We start from the raw sequence: 18,200 nt of genomic DNA on the forward strand, positions 1-18,200 counted from the left end.
GTCGCCGGGCCAGCCCGTCGGTCGCCGGGCCAGCCCACCGGCCGGCCGCCCTTCGGGCACCGGCGGACGGCTTTCCATGACAGCCGCCCTAACAGGGCAGCGACGGCGCCGGGATCAGGCCGAGCCGCTGGGCGCGCAGCACCGTGCTGATGCGGTCGCGGGTGCCGAGCTTGCGGTAGATGTTCTCCACGTGCTTGTGCACCGTCCGGTCCGAGATGCCGAGCCGTCGGCCGATCGCGGCGGCGGTCAGGGCGTCCGCGAGCAGCAGCAGGACGGTCGTCTCGCGGGGTGTCAGGGCACAGGACTCGGCCGCCTCCCGCGGGGAGCCCGCGGTGCCGCCCCGACCGGCCGACCGCTGCCAGTGTTCCAGCAGCTGCCGCTGCTGCTCGACTGCCGACAGCAGCGGCTGTATCTGACTGGCGATGCGGAGGTGGTCGTCGGTGAAGTCCGTGCCGGAGCGGTAGACCATGCACCCGGTGATCGGGTTCGACGTTCCGGGCAGCGGGATCGCCAGGACGTGGTCCATGTCCATGACGTCGTCGATCAGACGCGCGGTCCGGCTCGACGACCAGGCGCGGCCGGCCGCGCGGCGGGCGGTGAGCGGCGACCGGTCGGGACCGCTTTCGTAGTGGTGCGCGAACGGGAACCCCGCCCGCAGGACGCCCATGTCCTCCTCGCCGAGCCGGTCGAACTCGGCGGCGACCCCGGGCGACGTGCCGACCGTGCCCGCGCGCTCGCTCCAGTCGTCCAGCTTGTAGACCAGGGTCTCGCCGCCGCACAGGCCGGGCAGCGCGGCCGTCAGCAACGGCCACAGCCGCTCCGGCTGCCGCTCGTGCAGCGCGGCGACCGCCACCGACAGCATGCGCTCGTAGGCCCTGGCTTCGCCCAGCCCCTGTGCCACGTTCCCTCTCCGCTCGTCCGCCGCGTACGCAGTTGTACCCATACCGGCGTCGTCAAGCATTGCTCAGACTTCAACCGAGCAACAGCGACGTTCTCGGATGAACTCCAGCACATCGGCGCTGCGGCGGCCACGGTGGGGGAGGCCGGGCGGGAGGGGGCCCGGCCTCCGCCCCCGGACCCGACGGCCGGTGGGCGACATCCAGAACGCGTCATCACGCCTCGCGGACACGGCTGCGGCGTGGGCGATTGCCGTCCGCGCGCGGCTGCGCGGACCCCGTGCGGGCCGCCGGCACGGGGGACCGGCGGCCCGCACGGCGCGGGAGGGTGTTACGCCGGGCGCACGGCGATGCGGATCGCCGACTCCCCTGCGTAGAAGACCGATTCCTCGCGCACGTAGGTGCCCGGACCCGGCGCGTGGATCATCGTGCCGCCGCCGGTGCAGAGGCCGACGTGGGTGAATTGGTCGTTGAAGAAGATCAGGTCACCGGGCCGGGCCTCGGCGAGCGGAACCACCGTGCCCGCGTTCGCCTGCTCGGACGCGGTACGCGGCAGGGCCACCCCGGCGGCCTTCCACGCGGCCTGGATGAGGCCGGCGTCGTCGTACGACCCCGGGCCTGCCGCTCCCCACAGGCAGGGCCTGCCGATCTGCGCGCGGGCGAAGGCGACCGCCCGCTCGGCCTTCGTGCCGGGACCGCTGTCCGGGGTGGCGGCGACGGGCAGGACACCCGTGTCGAGGACGCTGGGCCGCAGCAGCCGCCGGTCCTCCTCCACGCGGCGGGCCTGCTGCGCCGGGTCGGTCCATGGGGCCGCGGCGGGTTCGGACGTGATCGCCGCGACGGGCGCGGTCTGCGGGACCGCGTACCCGGCCAGCGACTCGCGGGCCGCGGCGAGCTTGCGCCGGTTCCGCTCCTTGGCCACGCCCAGCCCGGCCTGCCGCACCCCGGCCGCCGCGCCGCCCGCCCCGGCCTGTCGTGACGCGGCCGACGCGGCGCCCGTCCAGGCCTGCGGTGACGCGGCCGACGCGATTCCGGCCATGGCCTGCGGTGACGCGGCCGGCGGGGTACTCAGCCAGCTCTGCTGTGTGCCGGTTGTCGGGGTGTCGGCCAGGGGCTGCTGTGCGCCGGCGGGGGCGGTGTTCGGCCAGCTCTGCTGTGTGCCGGTTGCGGTGGTGTCCGTCCAGGGCTGCTGTGTGCCTACCGGGGTGGTGGCCGACCAGCTCTGCTGTGTGCCGGTTGTCAGGGCGCCGGCCCAGGTCTGCTGCGTGCCGGTCGTCGTGGTGTCGGTCCAGGTCTGGAGCGAACCGGTGGCTGTCGGGTCTGGTGAGATCCCCAGGGAACCGGTGGCTGTCGGGTCTGGTGAGATCCCCAGGGAACCGGTGGCTGTCGGGTCTGGTGAGATCCCCAGGGAACCGGTGGCTGTCGGGTCCGGTGAGATCGTCAGCGAACCGGTCGCCGTCGGGTCCGGCCACTGCTGTCGCGTGCCGCCCGTCGAGGGCCGGGCCGCGGGCAGGGCGGGGGTGGCTTGTGTCCGGGGCCCGGGCACGGAGGGAAGCGCGGCCGTGGGCCCCGCGGTCAGTTCCGCCGCCGGACGGGAGGCCGGTCCGGCGGGGAGCTCCGTGACGGGCCGCTGCTCACGCCCGCGCTCCAGGGCGGCCGCCGCCGGACGCGCGGGCCTCGACTGCACCGGGCGGGCCGGCGCCCGCCCGGCCGGCAGGGCCGCCGGCACCGTCGGACCCAGTGACGCACGCGCCACGTCGAACCACTTCCGCGCGACCTCGTCGAGGGAGGGATCGGTACGCCTGCGGCCCTCGCCGCCCGCAGAGGCGGCACGCCCGCGCGTCCGCGCCGTCATCGCGCGCGTCGCGTTGAAGGTTCCGGTGTCACTCTCGGCCCGGTCGTACAGCATGCGTACCCGCTGCTGAACCTCTTCGCGGCTCGGGCCGTCACCGTCGGCTCCGGGCGCGGCGTCGGCGGCCTGCGAGAACAGGGCCACCGAGGTCGAGTCGGCCGTCGCGACAGCGGAGTCGCGCATGCCCGGGAGGCCGAGGCCGCCCGCGCGCGGGGTGCGTTCCGGCGCCATGGGAGCCGTACTCCTTCCGTACTCCGCCTACCGGGTCAGCGGCGGGGGTTCCCAGGCCGTCAGGCCCTGGGAGAGGGTTCGGGCGGTCGATTCGGAAGGCTTGCCCTACGGCCCTGCCCCTACGGGCGGTCGGGCCGATCCACCCCAGTCGTTCGGTCGGGTTCCCGGCTCCGGCTGCCACGTGGCGCACCGGACTCGGCGGAGGCCGCCCGACCCGGCGCGGTTCGCCGGAGGCAGTCGAGCAGCCTGGGCGTCAACTTAGCCAACTTGTGCACCTCGTGTGAAGATTGGAGTGCGGAATGTCCGATACGCTTTTGTGACCTTTCCGTTGACGAACCGTCAGGTGCACGGGAGGTGCCTCGACGGTGACGGAACGTGGTTGCGGGCGGTGTCAGGAACCGGCGGCGCGCTCGGCGTTCCGCTTCTTGATGCGGGCCGCCTCCTTGCGGACCTCGGCCTGGGTCGCCCGCTCCTTTTCCAGCCACTCCGGGCGTTCCCGCTTGAGTTCTTCGATCTGCTCGGTGGTGAGGGGCTCGGTGACGCCGCCGCGGGCCAGCCCCGCGATGGACACGCCCAGCTTCGCCGCGACCACCGGACGCGGGTGCGGGCCCTTGGCCCGCAGCTCGCGCAGCCACTCGGGCGGATCGGCCTGCAACTCGTCGAGGCGAGCGCGTGAGACGGGCCCCTCCCGGAACTCGGCAGGGGTGGCCTCGAGGTACACACCCAGCTTCTTCGCCGCGGTGGCGGGCTTCATGGTCTGGGCGGTCTGGTGCGACTTCATGACGCCCAGGGTATCGATCGGGTGCGGGACCTCCGACCACGGCCGGTAACCTGGCTGGCGTGACAGGCACCGAAGCATCCCCTGAGTTCCGGCTTGCGTACGTCCCGGGGGTGACGCCCGCCAAGTGGGTGCGGATCTGGAACGAGCGCCTGCCCGACATCCCGCTCACCCTCGTCGCCGTGGCGGCCGCCGAGGCGGCCGGCGTCCTGCGCGCCGGTGAGGCCGACGCGGGATTCGTCCGACTCCCGGTCGACCGGACGTACTTCAGCGCGATCCCGCTCTACTCCGAGACGACGGTGGTCGTGGTCCCCAAGGACCACGTGATCACGGCGGCCGACGAGGTCACCCTCGACGACCTCGCCGAGGAAGTGGTCTTCCACCCGCTCGACGACGTCCTCGGCTGGGAGCGGCCGCCGGGGGAGCCCGCGTTCGAGCGCCCGGCCACCACCGCCGACGCCGTCGAGCTGGTCGCCGCGGGCGTGGGCCTGCTCGTCGTCCCCCAGTCGCTGGCCCGCCTGCACCACCGCAGGGACCTCACCTACCGGCCGGTCGTCGACGCGCCCCGCTCGGAGGTCGCCCTGTCCTGGCCGGAGGAGGCCACCACGGACCTGGTCGAGGACTTCATCGGCATCGTCCGCGGTCGTACGGTCAACAGCTCCCGGGGCCGCAGGACCGCCGAGGAGTCCCCGAAGGACAAGCGCGCCGACAAGCCCGCGGCCCGCCGCAAGCCCGCGCCGGCGAAGGCCACGGGCAGGACGGCGGGCCGCAACCCGAGGACGGGCACAGGCGGCGCGAAGACCCCGAAGCGCGGAAAGCCCCGCCGCCGCTCGTGACCCCGCGCGACAGGCCCCGGCCTGCGCACCGGCCGCCCCGCCGCCACACCCCCGGCGCACCCGCGCCGACGGGCCGGACCCGCGTCGGCGCGCCTGCGTCGGCGGTCGGACCCGCGCCGCCGCGCCTGTGCCGCCGCCGCGCCCGCACCGCACCCAGCCGTAGTCCCGCTGTCGTCACCTCACCACGTGTCGACGAAGGGGCGGTGCCCCGGCGCCGGGCCCGCGAGTCGGCCGGATCGATCACCGCGCCCGGAGCCCGAGTACCGGGTCACGGGGACGAAACGGACCGTGCCAGCCACTCGTACGCCCCCTGGGCCGTGAACTCCGACTGGCCGCCCCGCAGCAGCAGTCCCGCGGTGGCGAACTCGGGGGCGTCGGCCTGCGCGGCGAGGTAGGGCACCGCGATGCAGCGCATCCCGGCGGCGTGCGCGGCGGCGACACCGGGCGCCGCGTCCTCCACCACCACGCAGTCGGCCGGGGGCGTGCCGAGCCGTCGGGCCGCCTCCAGGAACACGTCCGGCGCGGGCTTGCCGGCGGCGACCTCGTCGGCCGACACGACGGTGCGCAGCCAGGCGTCGAGCCCGGTGCCGGCCAGGACCGCCTCGATCGCGCCGGGTGAGGACCCCGAGGCCACGGCCATCGGCACGCCCTCGCCGGCGAGCAGCTTCACGAACGTGCGCATCTCCGGGTAGGCGGGCGTGGAGAGACGGGCCAGCTCCAGGTAACGGGCGTTCAGCTCGTCGAGCAGTTCGGTACGGGGCGCGCGGATGCCGTAGCGCGTCCGCAGCAGCCCGAGCGTCTCCCACGTGCTGAGACCGACGTACCGCTCGTGGTCCGGCCAGGTGAAGCCGGGGACGCCGTGCGCGGCGAGCAGCCGGCGTGACGCCTCGTAGTAGTTCGGCTCGCTGTCCACCAGCGTTCCGTCGAGGTCGAAGATGACCGATACGCCGCCCAGGCCGCTCATGGGGCCAGGATGTCAGAACGTCTGGTCTAGACCTGAACCGGCCGGCTGCTACCGTCACCCCGGACGGCACAGGACCGAGAGGGGACACAGCGGTGGTGGACGGCAGCACGCGGCGGGCGTTCATCGGGTCGTTCACGGCGGCCGGAGGTCCCGGGATCGTGACGGCGGCCGTGGCTCCGGACACCGGCGCGCTGACCTGCCTGAGCAGTACGGCCGGCCTGTCCGACCCCTCGTACCTGGCGGTGGCGCCCGACGGGGAGACGCTGTACGCCGTGAGCGAGACCACGCGCGGCGCGGTGGCCGCGTACCGGGTGAAGGGCGACCGGCTCGAACAGGCCGGGCCGCCGGTGCCCGTCGACGGGGGCGGGCCGACGCACCTCAGCCTCTTCGCCGGTCACGTCCTGACCGCCAACTACGGTTCCGGCAGCGTCACCGCCGTTCCGGTGCGCGCCGACGGCACCCTCGCGCCGGCCGCGTCCGGGGTGCTCCGGCACACCGGCTCGGGTCCGCACGTCCACCGTCAGCAGGGCCCGCACGCCCACCAGGTGCAGCCCGACCCGAGCGGGCGGTGGGCCGTCAGCGTCGACCTCGGCACGGACTCCGTCCGCGTGTGCGCCCTGCGCCACGGCCGCCTCGAACTGCACCGGGAGATCGCCCTGCGCCCCGGCTCCGGACCGCGCCACCTGGCCTTCCACCCGGACGGCGAGCGCGCCTACGTCGTCAACGAGCTCACGCCCACCGTCACCGCCTGCCGCTGGGACGCCGCCGCCGGCTCGCTCCAGCCGCTGACCGAGACGCGGGTGCTGCCCGCCGCGCCCGCCGGGGACGCCTACCCGTCGGGCATCGCCGTCTCTCCCGACGGCCGCTTCCTGTGGACCGCCACGCGCGGCGAGGACGTGCTGTCCGCGTTCGCCGTCGAAGGGGAGCGGCTGCGGCTGCTCGGGACGGTGCCCTGCGGCGGCCGCTGGCCGCGGGCGCTCACCGAGCACGCCGGATTCCTGTACGCCGCCAACGAGCACTCCGGGCGGGTCGTCTGGTTCGCCGTCGACCCGGCCACCGGACTGCCGCACCGCCGGGGCTCACTCGAGGTACCGGCCGCGTCCTGCGTCGTCTTCGGCTGAGCCGCCCGCGGGGCGTCGGGCGTCCGCGGGGCGTCTGCTGACCGTCGGGCGTGGGGCGTCCGCGGGACACCGGCCGCTCGCGGGGGCGTCAGCCGACCGTCGGGCTTCGTTCGTCCGCTGGGCGTCAGCCGACCGTCGGGCTTCGTTCGTCCGCTGGGCGTCAGCCGACCGTCGGGCTTCGTTCGTCCGCTGGGCCTCAGCTGGCCGTCGGGATCCGGTCGATCGCGGTGCTTCGGTCGTCCGCCGGCCTTCGTTCGTCCGCCGGGCTTCGGCCGTCCGCCGGAGGCTGCGGCCGGTCGCTGCCGCTTCCGCCCGGTGCGGGCCGCTGACGCCGAAGGGCCCGCTCCTCGCGCGGAGCGGGCCCTTTCGGTCTTTCCCAAGGCTTCGGTCTTTCCCACGGCTCGGTCTTTCCCACGGCCGTGGGGCGTGCGGGTCAGCGGACCGGCGCGCCCTGCGGCTGCTGCGGGGCGATGCCCAGCGCGGACGTGTACTTGGCGAGGGCCAGCTTGCCGATCGCCGGGTAGGGGCCGAGCGCCTCGGCGGCGGAGCAGCCCACCTCCTTGGCCGCCTCCTCGATCAGGCCCGCGTCGATCTCCGGCCCGATCAGGTACGGCGCGAGCGCCAGCTGCTGCGAGCCCGAGGACCGCAGCTGCTCGGCGACGTCGGCGATGGAGCCGTCCTGGTCCAGGGCCGCCGCCATCACCGGCACGGCCAGGCGCGCGGCGAGCAGCATGCCGGTGATCCCGGCCGCCTGCACGGCCTCGTCGCCGCCCACGGACGCCAGGATGATGCCGTCCGCCGCGGTCGCCACGGTGAACAGACGGGCGCGGTCGGCGCGTGCCAGACCGGCCTCGGACAGGCGTACGTGCAGCCCCTCGGCCAGCAGCGGGTGCGGGCCCAGCACGTCGGTCAGGTCGGCCGCGACACGGCTGTCCATCACGGCCTGGCGGATCCGGCGCAGCAGCGCGCTGTCCGGTCCGGCGAGCAGCGGCACGACGACGGCGACGGGGCCGTCGGGCTCCTTGACGTCCTCACCGGCGGCCTTGGCCTGCTGGTAGCGGGCCGTGCGCTCCTCGCCGGCGTGCGCGAGCACTGCCTGGAGCGTCGGGAAGTCCGCGTCGTCCCCGTCCAGGTAGCCGATCCTGGCGTCCAGGCCGGGCAGTTCGGAGCGGGCGATGCTCACGACCTCCTCGGCGAGACCGCGGGTGACCTTGCCGGGGGTGCCCGGAACCGCGAGGACGAGCGCGGGCGCGCCCTCGGGAGCCGCCACGGGTTCGGGGCGACGGTGCCGCCCGGGCTGGCGGGGGCGCGGCATTCGTACTGGCAGGCCGGACGCGGGCCCAGTGGGGGAGCTCATGGCGCCGCATGTTACTGGCTTCCCGGGTTCCTCTGTTCGGGGAGGGTGCAGGTGAGCGGTATCCGTCCGGTTTTGTCTGATGACTTACGTGCGGATCACCGCTGATCCCCGTGTGAACCAGGCGGATTGCGTATCACAGGGATCAGTCTCCCTTTGCGGTCACTACGGACAACAGCGCCTCATCGCCCGGCAGTGGGAGCGCGCCGGCCGCCAGGTCCGTCGCCATCCGTACACAGCCCCGCAGCGGATCGCCCGCGGCGGGCACCTGGCGTGCGTGCGGCAGCAGCTTCGACAACTCCTCCCGCAGCGGTACCAGGAGAGCGTCTCCGATCTTGAACAGGCCCCCGGTGAGGGCGACTTGGGGTTCGCCGTCGGCCGGGCAGACGGCGGCGGCCGAGTCCGCCATGTGCCGGGCCGCCGTGCGCAGCACGTCCGCGGCGACCGGGTCGCCGTCCGCGCAGGCAGCCACCTGGGGTGCGAAGGAGGCCAGGACGGCGGGGCGGTCCGGGCGCGGATACAGCTTGCCCGGCAGTTCCGGCACGGGTCCGAACGACTCCTCGGCGCGGGCCAGCAGCCGGGCGGACCCGCCGGGCCGGCCGTCGTACGCGCGCAGCGCCGCCTCCAGTCCGGCCCGCCCGATCCAGGCGCCGCTGCCGCAGTCACCCAGCAGATGCCCCCAGCCGTCCGCGCGCCGCCACCGAGTCAGGTCCGTGCCGATGACGATCAGCCCCGTCCCGGCGGCGATCACGGCGCCGGGCCGGGGACCGAGGGCGCCGACGTACGCGGTGACCGCGTCGGCGGCCAGCGCGACCGTCCGCACGCGGAACTCCCGCCCCAGCGCGGCCGGCAGTTCCGCGCGCAGCGCGGCGCCCAGGGTGGCGAACCCGGCGGCGCCGACGACTGCCGTGGCCGGGGCGGCGATCCCGGCCTCGGCGGCCAAGTCACGCACCATGGGCACCAGTTGTTCCATCAGGTGCCCCGGTTCGATGCCCCGGGCGCCGGTGCGCACCGGCTCGCGGGACTCCCGCCGTCCGAGCTCCCCGCGGTCCACGGTCCCCAGGACGACCCGCAGTCCCGAACCCCCGGAGTCGACGGCGAGGAAGCCGGCCGGACCGCGACCGCTCACAGGGGCAGTCCCGGGTCCGTGGTCAGCTCGCGGTGGATGTCGAGGAGACTGCCGGGCAGCGGGCGCGCCTCCGGCGCCACGGAGAACGACGGGCCCACCGAGTGAGCGGGCGTTCCGGGGTCTGCGTGTCCGGCACGAGGGACCGACCGGGCATGATGACCGTGGCGGAGTGGCTTGATCGCTGGTTGCAACGGGCTCCCCTCCTTCCCGGTGACCGGCTGCCCGATCCGCTGGATCGGCTCGATGGAGCTTGATGAGGCGATGGAGCCTGATGAGGAGGAAGACTAGCGTCGAGTGCGGGCTCCGTGCGTGGAGGCGTCCGCGTTTGTGCGGACCCCCGGTGCGTGCCAGTAGGGTGACGCGCTGTGGCACCACGACCTTTGCATGAACTTGTTGAAGCGGGCTGGGCGAAGGCGCTTGAGCCTGCGGCCGGACGTATCGCCGCGATGGGGGACTTCCTCCGGGCCGAGATAGCGGCCGGCCGGACCTACCTTCCGTCCGGTGCGAATGTCCTGCGGGCGTTCCGGCAGCCCTTCGACGACGTACGCGTCCTGATCGTCGGTCAGGATCCCTATCCCACGCCGGGGATGGCGATCGGGCTGAGTTTCGCGGTGGCGCCCGAGGTGCGCTCGTTGCCCGGCAGCCTGGAGAACATCTTCCGGGAGATGCACACCGACCTGGGGCTGCCCAGGCCTTCGAACGGGGATCTGACGCCGTGGACGCAGCAGGGCGTGCTGCTGCTCAACAGGGCGCTCACCACCGCTCCCCGCAAGCCGGGCGCGCACCGCGGCAAGGGCTGGGAGGAGGTCACCGAGCAGGCGATCCGGGCGCTGGCCGCGCGTGGCAAACCGCTGGTGTCCATCCTGTGGGGGCGCGACGCACGTAATCTGCGGCCGTTGCTCGGGGATCTTCCGGCGATCGAGTCCGCTCATCCCTCGCCGATGTCGGCGGACCGTGGTTTCTTCGGTTCGCGGCCGTTCAGCCGGGCCAACGATCTGCTGCTGCGGCAGGGTGCCCAGCCGGTGGACTGGCGACTGCCGTAGGCCACGGCCACCGTGGCGTCCGAACCCGGCTGGCCTGCCTGCCGGCAGCAGCAGTGCGCCATCGGCACCGGAGGCCGGTCGCCCGGCCGCCGGCATCGCAGCGGTGCCGGCGACCCGGCAGGGTGCTTCCGGCGCCCATCCGGGTGCGCCGTGATCAATGTGCCGATCGCGGCCGGGGGCCACCGTCCGGCACCCTCGTAGCCGCCGCACACCGCAGCGGACCCAAGGGCGGCGGCCGGCGCCGGAGCATCGGGCGAACCCGGTGGCCGAAGATCGCTAGGCATGGAGCACTGTCGCGTAGTTGGCGACCGCGAGACCGCCCATGTTGTGCACGAGACCGGTACGGGGTCCATCGAGCTGCATGTCACCGGCCCTCCCGGAAAGTTGCAGAGCCACGAGCGCGTGCTGCGAGACCCCGGTCGCCCCGACCGGGTGTCCCTTGGCCTTGAGGCCCCCGGAGACGTTGACGGGCAGCCGGCCGTCCCGGTGCACCCACCCCTCCTCCACGGCGCGACGGCCCTGTCCCCGCGGGGTGAGTCCGAGCATCTCGTAGACGAGGAGCTCGGCGATCGTGAAGCAGTCATGGACCTCGGCGAGATCGAGGTCGCCCAGGCCGATCCCGGCCATCCCGAGGGCTCGCTCGACGGCGAGCCGGCCCCCCGCGAACTCGAGGATGTCGCGCCGGGAGGTGTCGAGGTGGTCGTTGGCGTGCCCCAGCCCGGCGACGACCGCGAGCGGGTCGGCCGGATCCCGGCGCAGTACGAGGGCCGCGGCTCCGTCGCTGACGAGTGAACAATCCGTACGCCGAAGCCGTCCGGCCACCACGGGGTTCGCGTCGGAGACCGTCGAGCAGAACTCGGCGCCGAGGTCTTTGCGCAGCTGCGCCCACGGATTCGAACACCCGTTGTGGTGGTTCTTCGCGGCGATGGCACCGAGGACGTCACCGAGCCAGTCGGATGCGGCGTACCGCTCGGCGTAGGCCTCTGCGACGTCCGCGAAGAGGCCGGCGAAGCCTGCGGGCGAGTCCGTCCCGGCGAGCCGCGGGTCGGCTCCGAGCAGAGCCCGGGACACGTCCGCGCCGCTCGCATGGGTCATCTTCTCGACCCCCACCACGAGCACGGTCTCGGCGAGCCCGGAGAGGACGGACCGGATGCCCCGGTGCACCGCGGCGGAGCCGGAGGCGCACGCGTTCTCGACTCGGGTCATCGGCAGCCCCCACAGCCCGTCGGCCGCCCCGAGCGGGAGGGAGGACGGGAACGCGAACGGCGTGAGCCCGCTGTTGAACTGCGCGGTGAAGACCTCGTCGACCTTCTCGGGCTCCACGCCCGCGTCGGTCAGGGCCTCCGTCGTCACCCGCTCCACGAGGCTCGTCACCGTCTCCGTCGTCAGCTTGCCGAACGGCGTGTGAGCCACGCCGACGACGCCGACGCGGCCGAAGAGGGGTGAGGGTACGGTCATGACGTCTCCTGGGACTCGGACTGCGGCGCGGGGGCGAGGCGGAAGCGGCGTATCTTCCCGACCGGGGTGCGCGGCAGCGCGTCGACGACGGTCCAGGTCCGGGGCCGGGAGGCAGGGGTGAGATGAGCGGCTGACCAGGCGTCGAGCCGATCCCGGGTCGGTGGGTGCTCCGGGTCGCTCGGGACGACGTAGGCAGCGGGGACGTGGTCGCGGACGGCGTCGGGGACGGCTAAGACGGCGGCCTCCAGCACCCCGGGGGCACGCTCGCGACCGGGGGCTTCGGGAGCTGTGGCGTCCCCGGTTCCCGGACACGTCCCCGAGGGCGTCCACATCGTGCTCCAGTCCGAGAACGGCATCCTGGGGCTGGGCCCGTACCCGTTCGACGGGGAGGAGGACGCCGACCTCGTCCACGCCGGCACGGAGACCGTGACCACGACGGCCGGGGCGAGCTACTTTCGACTCGGCGACGAGCTTCGGCATGATCCGCTCGGGAAAGGTCGACGCGGCGATCCTCGGCGGGATGCAGGTGGTGCACGCGAGAAGACCTCCGGGCCTCGCGAGCGCACCGCAGGCAGGTTGCTCGCAGCCCGGGAGCCTCACCTCCCGTCGCTTGTCTCCGCACTCGTCCCCACCCGTCCGCTCAGCCGGTCGGCGTGACGAATTCCGGCTGGTCCAGCACGCGCCGCCGGCTTCCGTCCGGCTGCCGCCGCACCACCTGGGCACGGGCGCCTGCCCCGTCCTTCGGCGGGGTCGAGGTGAGCGCGAGGTCGCCGCTGAGCTCCGACGATCAGGACCGGACCTCGTCGTACGGCTGCCGGAAGGCCCGCAGGAGGTTCGGCCCGGCCGGGAGACAGGTGCGGTCCCGCGGCGATCTCCGCGCGCAGGAGGTCGCCCGTCTCGGCGATCCGTCCGGCGACGGGTTCGAGGGCGTTCGCCCAGCCCGGATCGACGACACGGGCGTCACCCTGCCGGCGTACGGCAGCGGCGATCAACCGGTGGCCGAGAGCGCGCGGTCCCCCCGTGCGGCTCATCCCACCACCGCGGCCCGCACGCACAGCACATCCGGCAGGTGGGCCGCCAACTGCCGCCAGCTGTCGCCGTCGTCGGCGGACGCGAACACCTCGCCGTTGCGGTTGCCGAAGTACACGCCCGCCGGGTCGGCGTCGTCGGTGCACATCGCGTCGCGCAGCACGGTGCCGTAGTGGTCCTCCTGCGGCAGGCCCGCCGACAGGGGCTCCCAGCTCCGGCCCGCGTCCGCGGTGCGGAAGACCCGGCACCGGTGGCCGGCGGGCACCCGGTCGGAGTCCGCGTTGATCGGGAAGACGTAAGCCGTGTCGCCTCGGCTCGGGTGGGCGGCGACCGCGAAACCGAAGGTGGACGGCAGGCCCTCGCCGATGTCCGTCCACTGCCCGCCCGCGTCGTCGCTGCGGTACACACCCCAGTGGTTCTGCAGATACAGGCGGTCCAGGGTCGTCGCGTCCCGCGCGACCTTGTGCACGCACTGGCCGAACTCCGGGTTCGGATCCGGCAGGAACACCGCCGACACACCGGAGTTGGACGGTGCCCAGGTCGCGCCGCCGTCGCTGGTGCGGAACACGCCGGCCGCCGAGACGGCGACCGTCACCGACCGCGGGTCGCGCGGGTCGGTCAGCACGGTGTGCAGGCCCTCACCGCCCCCGCCGGGCACCCACTGCGACCGCGTGGGGTGCTCCCACAGCGGACGGACCAGTTCGAAGCTCTCCCCGCGGTCCTCCGAGCGGTACAGCGCGGCCGGTTCCGTGCCCGCGTACACCACGTCCGGCTCCGCGGCGGCCGGATGCAACTGCCAGACCCGCTCCAGCGAGGCGCCGGTGTCCTCGGGGAACTTGACGGCCGGCCGGGACGGCTCGGTCCAGGTGCGGCCGAGGTCGTCGGAGCGGAACACCGACGGACCCCAGTGCGAGCTGTCGCCGCCGGCCAGCAGCCGCGGACGGTCGCCGCGCGTGTCGATGGCCACCGAGTACACGGCCTGTGCGTTGAAGTACGGGCTGTCGTCGAACGCCCAGGCGCCTCCCCGCCTGCGCGCGATGAACAGGCCTTTTCGTGTGCCCACAGCGAGCAGTACCTCGGTCATGCCGATCACCTCCGGGACGTCTTCGTCTCCATCGCGATCAGTCTGCACCCCGCCACTGACAGTCACCTCGCCGAACGGCGTCACCGCAGGCGGGGGCGGTGATTCCGGCGTGAAGCGACGGGCGGCGGGGCGCTTCGGCGACGACGCTCGAGCGGGCGGCGGGCGTGTGCGGCCCCGAGCCGGGGGACTCGGCCTGAGCATCCGGGGAACCTCGCCCGTATGGGAAGGCGGTCGGGGGAGGGTCGTGCGCTCATGAGGAGGGTGCCTTCGATGGCGTTGCGTGGTCCGAAGGTGTGGCTGTGGCGCTGGCGGCGCAACCCGCTCAGGCGCCGCGCCGACGCGGTGGAGGCCTGGGCGGTGCTCGGCACCTGGATGCTCACCGTCCTGGCGGGGGTGCTCGCCGGTCTGACGGCGACCGGGTCCGTCGAGGACGGGCTGGCCCGGGAGCGCGCGGAGTGGCGTCCGGTGGTGGCACGGCTGGCGGAGAAGGCGCCCGGCGCGGCACCCGCGCACCCCGGCGCGGCGAACCCCGAGCAGGTGTGGGGGAAGGTGCGCTGGACGGCTCCGGACGGCTCGGCGCACACGGGCCGGGTCCGGGTGCGGCCCGGCAGCGCCGCCGGCAGCACCGTCAGCGTGTGGACCGACGCGCGGGGCCGCCTGGTGGCCGAGCCCGCCACCGTCTCGCAGGCCAGGCTGCGGGCCTCGCTGATCGGCGCCCTCGTGGGGGTGAGCGCCGCCATGGCGCCCCTGGCCTGCGGCCGCGTCCTGCGGGGCCGCCTGGAACGCCGCCGGATGGACCAGTGGGACGCCGAGTGGGCGCGCTTCGGCCCCCTGTGGGGACGCAAGACCAGCTGACCGCGGCCCGCCGGACGAACGCGGTGCGGCGCCGGTCGGCGGCGCACCGCAGGCGGGTCGGCGCCGCCGGCCCGCCGACCCGGAGACCTGGAAACACAGTGCGTCAGGAGCCCTGCGGCAGCGAGCGTTCCAGGATGGCGTCCAGGGCGGCCCCGTCGGGCAGCGTGCCGAAGGCGTGCCCCCAGTCGCCGCCCAGCCGGGTCGCGCAGAAGGCGTCGGCGACGGCGGGCGGGGCGTGCCGGACCAGGAGGGCGGCCTGCAGCGTCAGGGCCATGAGCTCCACCAGCCGGCGCGCGCCGGCCTCGGAGCCCGTGGCCAGCAGACCATCGAGCCGGGTGACGGCGGCGTCCAGCCGGGCGTCCGCCCCCCGTGCCAGGGCCAGTTCGTCGAACAGGGCCTGGGCGGTGGCCGGTTCGCGCCGGAGCGCCCGCAGCACGTCGAGGGCGTTGACATTGCCCGAGCCCTCCCAGATCGACAGCAGCGGGGCCTCGCGGTAGTGGCGGGGCATGCCCGACTCCTCCACGTAGCCGTTGCCGCCCAGGCACTCCAGGGCCTCCGCCGTGAAGGCCGGACCCCGCTTGGTGACCCAGTACTTGCCGACGGCCGTGGCGATCCTGCGGAACGCGGTCTCGGCCGCGTCCCCGCGCACCGCGCGGTCGGCCGCGCCGGCCAGCCGCAGCGCGAGCGTGGTGGCCGCCTCCGACTCCAGCGCCAGGTCGGCCAGCACGTTGCGCATCAGCGGCTGGTCGATCAGCCGCGCGCCGAAAGCGCTGCGGTGGCGCGCGTGGTGGCCGGCCTCGACCAGGGTCTTGCGCATCAGCGCTGCCGACATCATCACGCAGTCCAGGCGGGTGCAGTTGACCATCTCGATGATCGTCTTGACGCCGCGGCCCTCGGGCCCGACGAGCCAGGCGACGGTCCCGTCGAACTCGGGCTCGGAGGAGGCGTTGGACCGGTTGCCCAGCTTGTCCTTCAACCGCTGGATGCGGAAGGTGTTGCGGCTGCCGTCGGGCAGGATGCGCGGCACCAGGAAGCAGGACAGCCCCTGCGGGGCCTGCGCCAGCACCAGGAAGACGTCGCACATCGGCGCCGACGTGAACCACTTGTGCCCGCGCAGCGTGTAGACGCCCTCCTCGGCGGTCGGCGTCGCCGTGGTGGTGTTCGTACGGACGTCGGAGCCGCCCTGCTTCTCCGTCATCCCCATGCCCGCGAGCAGGCCCCGCTTCTCGGCCGGCACCTTCAGGCCGGGCTCGTACTCGCGGCCGGTCAGCAGGGGTTCGTAGACCTTCGCCAGGTCCGGCTGCGCGCGCAGCGCGGGCACGGCCGCGTACGTCATCGACGTCGGACAGCCGTGCCCGGCGTCGGTGTGCCCCCACACCAGGCCCCCGGCGGTGCGGGCGACATGGGCGCCGGGCCGGTCCTCGGCCCACGGCGTGCCCGCCAGGCCCTCGGCCACCGCGGCCCGCATCAGGTGGTGCCAGCTCGGATGGAAGTCGACCTCGTCGACGCGGTTGCCGTACCGGTCGTGCGTGCGCAGCACCGGCTCGTGGACGTTGGCCAGTTCGGCCCACTCCTGCACCTCGGCGCTGCCCGCGCGCAGCCCCAGCCGCCTGATGCCCTCCTCGGCCCAGCCCGCCCCCTCCCGGCGCAGCCCCTCCAGCAGGGCAGCGTCCTCGGCGGCGTCGTACGGGGTCAGGGGCGGCGGCTGGTTGGTGACGTCGTGGGTGGCGTACGGCGGCTGCGGCTGCGGTGGCGCGGGCATCGAGACCATGCCGTCATGTTGCACCTCTTCTGCGGCTGTAGCAACGACGCAACAAAGCCCGGCACGTACAGTACGTGCCCATGCGGATGAACGTGCCGGCGCCGCCCGGCGAGGTGGACCTGCGGCCGCTGTCCGCGCGCTCGGTCGTGCTCAGCCTGCTGCTGGGCGCGCATCCCCCTCAGCTCGCGGTCAAGGACCTCGTCCGCGCGGTGGAACCCTTCGGGATCGGCGGCTCCACGCTCCGGGCCGCGCTCAGCCGGATGGCGGCCGCCGGCGACCTGCGGCGCACCGATGGCGTCTACCGGCTCAGCGACCGCCTGCTGGAGCGCCGACGGCGCCAGGACGAGGCGGTGCGGCCGCGCACGCGCGCGTGGGACGGCGACTGGGAGACGGTGGTCGTCACCGCCACGGGCCGCGGCGCCGCCGAACGAGCAGGCCTGCGCGCCCGCCTGGCCGAGCTGCGCCTGGCCGAGCTGCGGGAGGGCGTGTGGCTGCGCCCCGCCAACCTGATCCGGCCCGTGCCGGACGACCTGGAGCCGGTGGCCCAGCGCTTCACCGCCCGCCCCGAAGGGTCCGCGACCGCACTCGCGGCCCGGCTGTGGCCGCTCGACGCCTGGGCGGCCACCGCCCGCGCCCTGCTCGCGCACCTGGCCGGCGCGCACGGCCCGGCCGACCGCTTCACCGCCTTCGCGGCGGTGGTACGCCATCTGCTCGCCGACCCCGTCCTGCCCGCCGAACTCCTGCCCGCGGACTGGCCGGGCGCGGCCCTGCGCGCCGCCTACGCGGAGTACCGGCGCGAGATCGCCGGCTCGCTGGGACAGTGAGGCCCTCCGCGGGACCCGGTCGCGCGGGGCGTGGGCGATGACGGGACGGCCGTACGAAGCGCCGCGCGGAGGCGCTTCGTACGGCCGGGATCACCGTGGGGGCGGTGGGGCTACTTGTAGGTGATGTCCGAGGACGAGTACTTGCAGTACGTGCCGTCGGCGTCGCTGCCGTTCTTGGTCGGCTCCGCGCCCGTGTTGTTGCCGATGTACTTCTGGCAGGGCACGATCTTCTTGCTGCTGTCCCCGACGATCGTGATCTTCTTCAGCGTCGCGCTGTCGCCGTAGTTGGTGTTGATCCCGACGAGCGCGCTGCCCTTGTAGGTGGCCTCGATGGTGTTCAGGTTGATGGTCCGCTTGTACTGCTTGGAGCAGTTGCCGCACGAGCGGACCAGCTTGCCGAAGTTCTGCACGGCGAAGTTGGAGACGTTGAGCGTCCCGGCGCCGTTGAACTGGAACACCTTGTCGCTGGCCTCCTTCGCGCCGCCGCCGGAGACGGTGTACACGTTGGACGACGACGAGCCCAGGAACGTCGCCGCGTCCTCGCCGACGTCCTCCCACCACACGTTCTGCAGCGTGCAGCTGCCCTCGCAGTGGATGCCGTCGGCGGCGGGCGCGCCGATGATGACGTTCTTCAGGACGGTGCCGGGAGCCAGGTCCAGGATCGGGTCCTGGCTCTCGCTCTGGCCGCCGGTGCCGAGGTCGCCGCTGCCGTAGAGGCGCTTCATCCCGTAGTCCTTGGTACCGGAGACCGAGATGGTGGCGGTGACCGCCTGGCTGCCGTTCGCGGTGGGCCAGGTGGCCGCGGCCGCCGGGGTCAGCGCGCCCTCTGCCATGATCATGACAGCAGAGAGCCCGACGGCGGTCAGTGCCCCGGTCAGGGTGCGCCGACGGGCGCGTACACGTGCTGGTGAAGCCATGTCCCGATGCCTTCTTCCAGTTGGGGGGTGGACAAGTGGGGGGTGGGGTGGAGCAGTGGGGGGTTTG

The 18,200-nt window shown here is 74.1% G+C and carries 15 protein-coding genes and 5 pseudogenes; 6 read left to right on the forward strand and 14 right to left on the reverse strand.

Annotated elements, in window-relative coordinates; all coding sequences use genetic code 11:
* Positions 1–88: 88 nt before the first annotated feature.
* The 3 genes and pseudogenes from AB0G63_RS10435 to AB0G63_RS10445 form a co-directional block, all read right to left on the reverse strand.
* Positions 89–862, reverse strand: a complete 774-nt coding sequence (locus AB0G63_RS10435; RefSeq protein ID WP_360747433.1) for a LuxR C-terminal-related transcriptional regulator — start codon at positions 860–862, stop codon at positions 89–91.
* A gap of 365 nt (positions 863–1,227) precedes the next feature.
* Positions 1,228–1,584 (reverse strand): annotated as a pseudogene (locus tag AB0G63_RS10440) (C40 family peptidase); the annotation flags it as partial.
* A gap of 1,786 nt (positions 1,585–3,370) precedes the next feature.
* A complete protein-coding gene (locus AB0G63_RS10445; protein ID WP_324785029.1) occupies positions 3,371–3,760 on the reverse strand; it encodes a DUF5997 family protein in 390 nt (129 codons plus the stop codon).
* A 59-nt stretch (positions 3,761–3,819) separates the two neighbouring features.
* Here AB0G63_RS10445 and AB0G63_RS10450 point away from each other — a divergent pair, with 59 nt between their 5' ends.
* Entirely contained in the window at positions 3,820–4,593 is a 774-nt protein-coding gene (locus tag AB0G63_RS10450; protein WP_360747312.1) for a LysR family substrate-binding domain-containing protein, read from the forward strand.
* Between the two features lie 268 nt (positions 4,594–4,861).
* On the opposite strand, the gene AB0G63_RS10455 is transcribed toward AB0G63_RS10450, so the two are convergent.
* Complete coding sequence (locus AB0G63_RS10455) at positions 4,862–5,557, reverse strand: HAD family phosphatase (RefSeq protein ID WP_360747315.1); 696 nt, start codon at positions 5,555–5,557, stop codon at positions 4,862–4,864.
* A 92-nt stretch (positions 5,558–5,649) separates the two neighbouring features.
* On the opposite strand from AB0G63_RS10455, the gene AB0G63_RS10460 reads away from it, so the two are divergent.
* Positions 5,650–6,678, forward strand: coding sequence for a lactonase family protein (locus AB0G63_RS10460; RefSeq protein WP_360747318.1), 1,029 nt, complete (start codon positions 5,650–5,652; stop codon positions 6,676–6,678).
* A gap of 433 nt (positions 6,679–7,111) precedes the next feature.
* Here AB0G63_RS10460 and AB0G63_RS10465 read toward each other — a convergent pair whose 3' ends face one another.
* The 3 genes and pseudogenes from AB0G63_RS10465 to AB0G63_RS10475 all read right to left on the reverse strand — a co-directional run.
* Positions 7,112–8,035 (reverse strand): hypothetical protein, encoded by a 924-nt coding sequence (locus AB0G63_RS10465; RefSeq protein ID WP_360747321.1) that lies wholly within the window; start codon positions 8,033–8,035, stop codon positions 7,112–7,114.
* A gap of 142 nt (positions 8,036–8,177) precedes the next feature.
* The gene (locus AB0G63_RS10470) at positions 8,178–9,161 is read right to left on the reverse strand and encodes a BadF/BadG/BcrA/BcrD ATPase family protein (RefSeq protein ID WP_360747324.1); all 984 of its coding nucleotides are present in this window, start codon (positions 9,159–9,161) and stop codon (positions 8,178–8,180) included.
* A 2-nt stretch (positions 9,162–9,163) separates the two neighbouring features.
* Positions 9,164–9,274, reverse strand: a pseudogene (locus AB0G63_RS10475) (uracil-DNA glycosylase); the annotation flags it as partial.
* A 252-nt stretch (positions 9,275–9,526) separates the two neighbouring features.
* Between AB0G63_RS10475 and AB0G63_RS10480 the strand changes: the two are divergent.
* Positions 9,527–10,204, forward strand: a complete 678-nt coding sequence (locus tag AB0G63_RS10480) for a uracil-DNA glycosylase (RefSeq protein ID WP_360747328.1) — start codon at positions 9,527–9,529, stop codon at positions 10,202–10,204.
* Between the two features lie 276 nt (positions 10,205–10,480).
* On the opposite strand, the gene AB0G63_RS10485 is transcribed toward AB0G63_RS10480, so the two are convergent.
* Together AB0G63_RS10485 and AB0G63_RS10490 are read right to left on the reverse strand one after the other, a co-directional pair.
* A complete protein-coding gene (locus AB0G63_RS10485; RefSeq protein WP_360747331.1) occupies positions 10,481–11,662 on the reverse strand; it encodes a thiolase domain-containing protein in 1,182 nt (393 codons plus the stop codon).
* Positions 11,659–11,913 (reverse strand): hypothetical protein, encoded by a 255-nt coding sequence (locus AB0G63_RS10490; protein ID WP_360747334.1) that lies wholly within the window; start codon positions 11,911–11,913, stop codon positions 11,659–11,661. Before AB0G63_RS10490 ends, AB0G63_RS10485 begins: the two co-directional genes overlap by 4 nt.
* A gap of 37 nt (positions 11,914–11,950) precedes the next feature.
* On the opposite strand from AB0G63_RS10490, the pseudogene AB0G63_RS10495 reads away from it, so the two are divergent.
* A pseudogene (locus AB0G63_RS10495) lies at positions 11,951–12,191 on the forward strand (CoA-transferase); the annotation flags it as partial.
* A gap of 111 nt (positions 12,192–12,302) precedes the next feature.
* On the opposite strand, the pseudogene AB0G63_RS10500 reads toward AB0G63_RS10495, so the two are convergent.
* From AB0G63_RS10500 to AB0G63_RS10510, 3 genes and pseudogenes are all read right to left on the reverse strand, one after another.
* Positions 12,303–12,446: pseudogene (locus AB0G63_RS10500) on the reverse strand (DUF4440 domain-containing protein); the annotation flags it as partial.
* Positions 12,442–12,651 (reverse strand): annotated as a pseudogene (locus tag AB0G63_RS10505) (hypothetical protein); the annotation flags it as partial. The pseudogenes AB0G63_RS10505 and AB0G63_RS10500, both read right to left, overlap by 5 nt.
* A gap of 38 nt (positions 12,652–12,689) precedes the next feature.
* On the reverse strand, positions 12,690–13,775 hold the full coding sequence (locus tag AB0G63_RS10510) for an exo-alpha-sialidase (RefSeq protein ID WP_360747337.1): 1,086 nt from the start codon (positions 13,773–13,775) through the stop codon (positions 12,690–12,692).
* A gap of 270 nt (positions 13,776–14,045) precedes the next feature.
* On the opposite strand from AB0G63_RS10510, the gene AB0G63_RS10515 reads away from it, so the two are divergent.
* The gene (locus AB0G63_RS10515) at positions 14,046–14,630 is read left to right on the forward strand and encodes a hypothetical protein (RefSeq protein ID WP_360747340.1); all 585 of its coding nucleotides are present in this window, start codon (positions 14,046–14,048) and stop codon (positions 14,628–14,630) included.
* Positions 14,631–14,733: 103 nt separating this feature from the next.
* Here the strand turns inward: AB0G63_RS10515 and AB0G63_RS10520 are convergent, their stop codons facing one another.
* A complete protein-coding gene (locus tag AB0G63_RS10520; protein ID WP_360747343.1) occupies positions 14,734–16,401 on the reverse strand; it encodes an acyl-CoA dehydrogenase family protein in 1,668 nt (555 codons plus the stop codon).
* 71 nt (positions 16,402–16,472) lie between these two features.
* Here AB0G63_RS10520 and AB0G63_RS10525 point away from each other — a divergent pair, with 71 nt between their 5' ends.
* Positions 16,473–17,216: a PaaX family transcriptional regulator C-terminal domain-containing protein gene (locus AB0G63_RS10525; protein WP_360747346.1), complete on the forward strand. Its 744-nt coding sequence runs from the start codon at positions 16,473–16,475 to the stop codon at positions 17,214–17,216.
* A gap of 110 nt (positions 17,217–17,326) precedes the next feature.
* On the opposite strand, the gene AB0G63_RS10530 is transcribed toward AB0G63_RS10525, so the two are convergent.
* Positions 17,327–18,133 carry a pectate lyase gene (locus tag AB0G63_RS10530; protein ID WP_360747349.1) on the reverse strand — a complete coding sequence of 269 codons (807 nt, stop codon included), beginning with the start codon at positions 18,131–18,133 and terminating at the stop codon, positions 17,327–17,329.
* Between the last annotated feature and the right edge of the window lie 67 nt (positions 18,134–18,200).

Origin of the sequence: Streptomyces sp. NPDC020996, assembly GCF_040641355.1 — a bacterium.
Taxonomy (GTDB): Bacteria; Actinomycetota; Actinomycetes; order Streptomycetales; family Streptomycetaceae; genus Streptomyces.

What these genes read in the sequence shown, in the direction of transcription:
- AB0G63_RS10520 (WP_360747343.1), bottom strand. Translation starts at nt 16,401, where the DNA reads ATGGTCTCGATGCCCGCGCCACCGCAGCCGCAGCCGCCGTACGCCACC.
- AB0G63_RS10510 (WP_360747337.1), bottom strand. Translation starts at nt 13,775, where the DNA reads ATGACCGAGGTACTGCTCGCTGTGGGCACACGAAAAGGCCTGTTCATC.
- AB0G63_RS10465 (WP_360747321.1), bottom strand. Translation starts at nt 8,035, where the DNA reads ATGAGCTCCCCCACTGGGCCCGCGTCCGGCCTGCCAGTACGAATGCCG.
- AB0G63_RS10515 (WP_360747340.1), top strand. Translation starts at nt 14,046, where the DNA reads ATGGCGTTGCGTGGTCCGAAGGTGTGGCTGTGGCGCTGGCGGCGCAAC.
- AB0G63_RS10455 (WP_360747315.1), bottom strand. Translation starts at nt 5,557, where the DNA reads ATGAGCGGCCTGGGCGGCGTATCGGTCATCTTCGACCTCGACGGAACG.
- AB0G63_RS10435 (WP_360747433.1), bottom strand. Translation starts at nt 862, where the DNA reads ATGCTGTCGGTGGCGGTCGCCGCGCTGCACGAGCGGCAGCCGGAGCGG.
- AB0G63_RS10445 (WP_324785029.1), bottom strand. Translation starts at nt 3,760, where the DNA reads ATGAAGTCGCACCAGACCGCCCAGACCATGAAGCCCGCCACCGCGGCG.
- AB0G63_RS10525 (WP_360747346.1), top strand. Translation starts at nt 16,473, where the DNA reads ATGCGGATGAACGTGCCGGCGCCGCCCGGCGAGGTGGACCTGCGGCCG.
- AB0G63_RS10485 (WP_360747331.1), bottom strand. Translation starts at nt 11,662, where the DNA reads ATGACCGTACCCTCACCCCTCTTCGGCCGCGTCGGCGTCGTCGGCGTG.
- AB0G63_RS10530 (WP_360747349.1), bottom strand. Translation starts at nt 18,133, where the DNA reads ATGGCTTCACCAGCACGTGTACGCGCCCGTCGGCGCACCCTGACCGGG.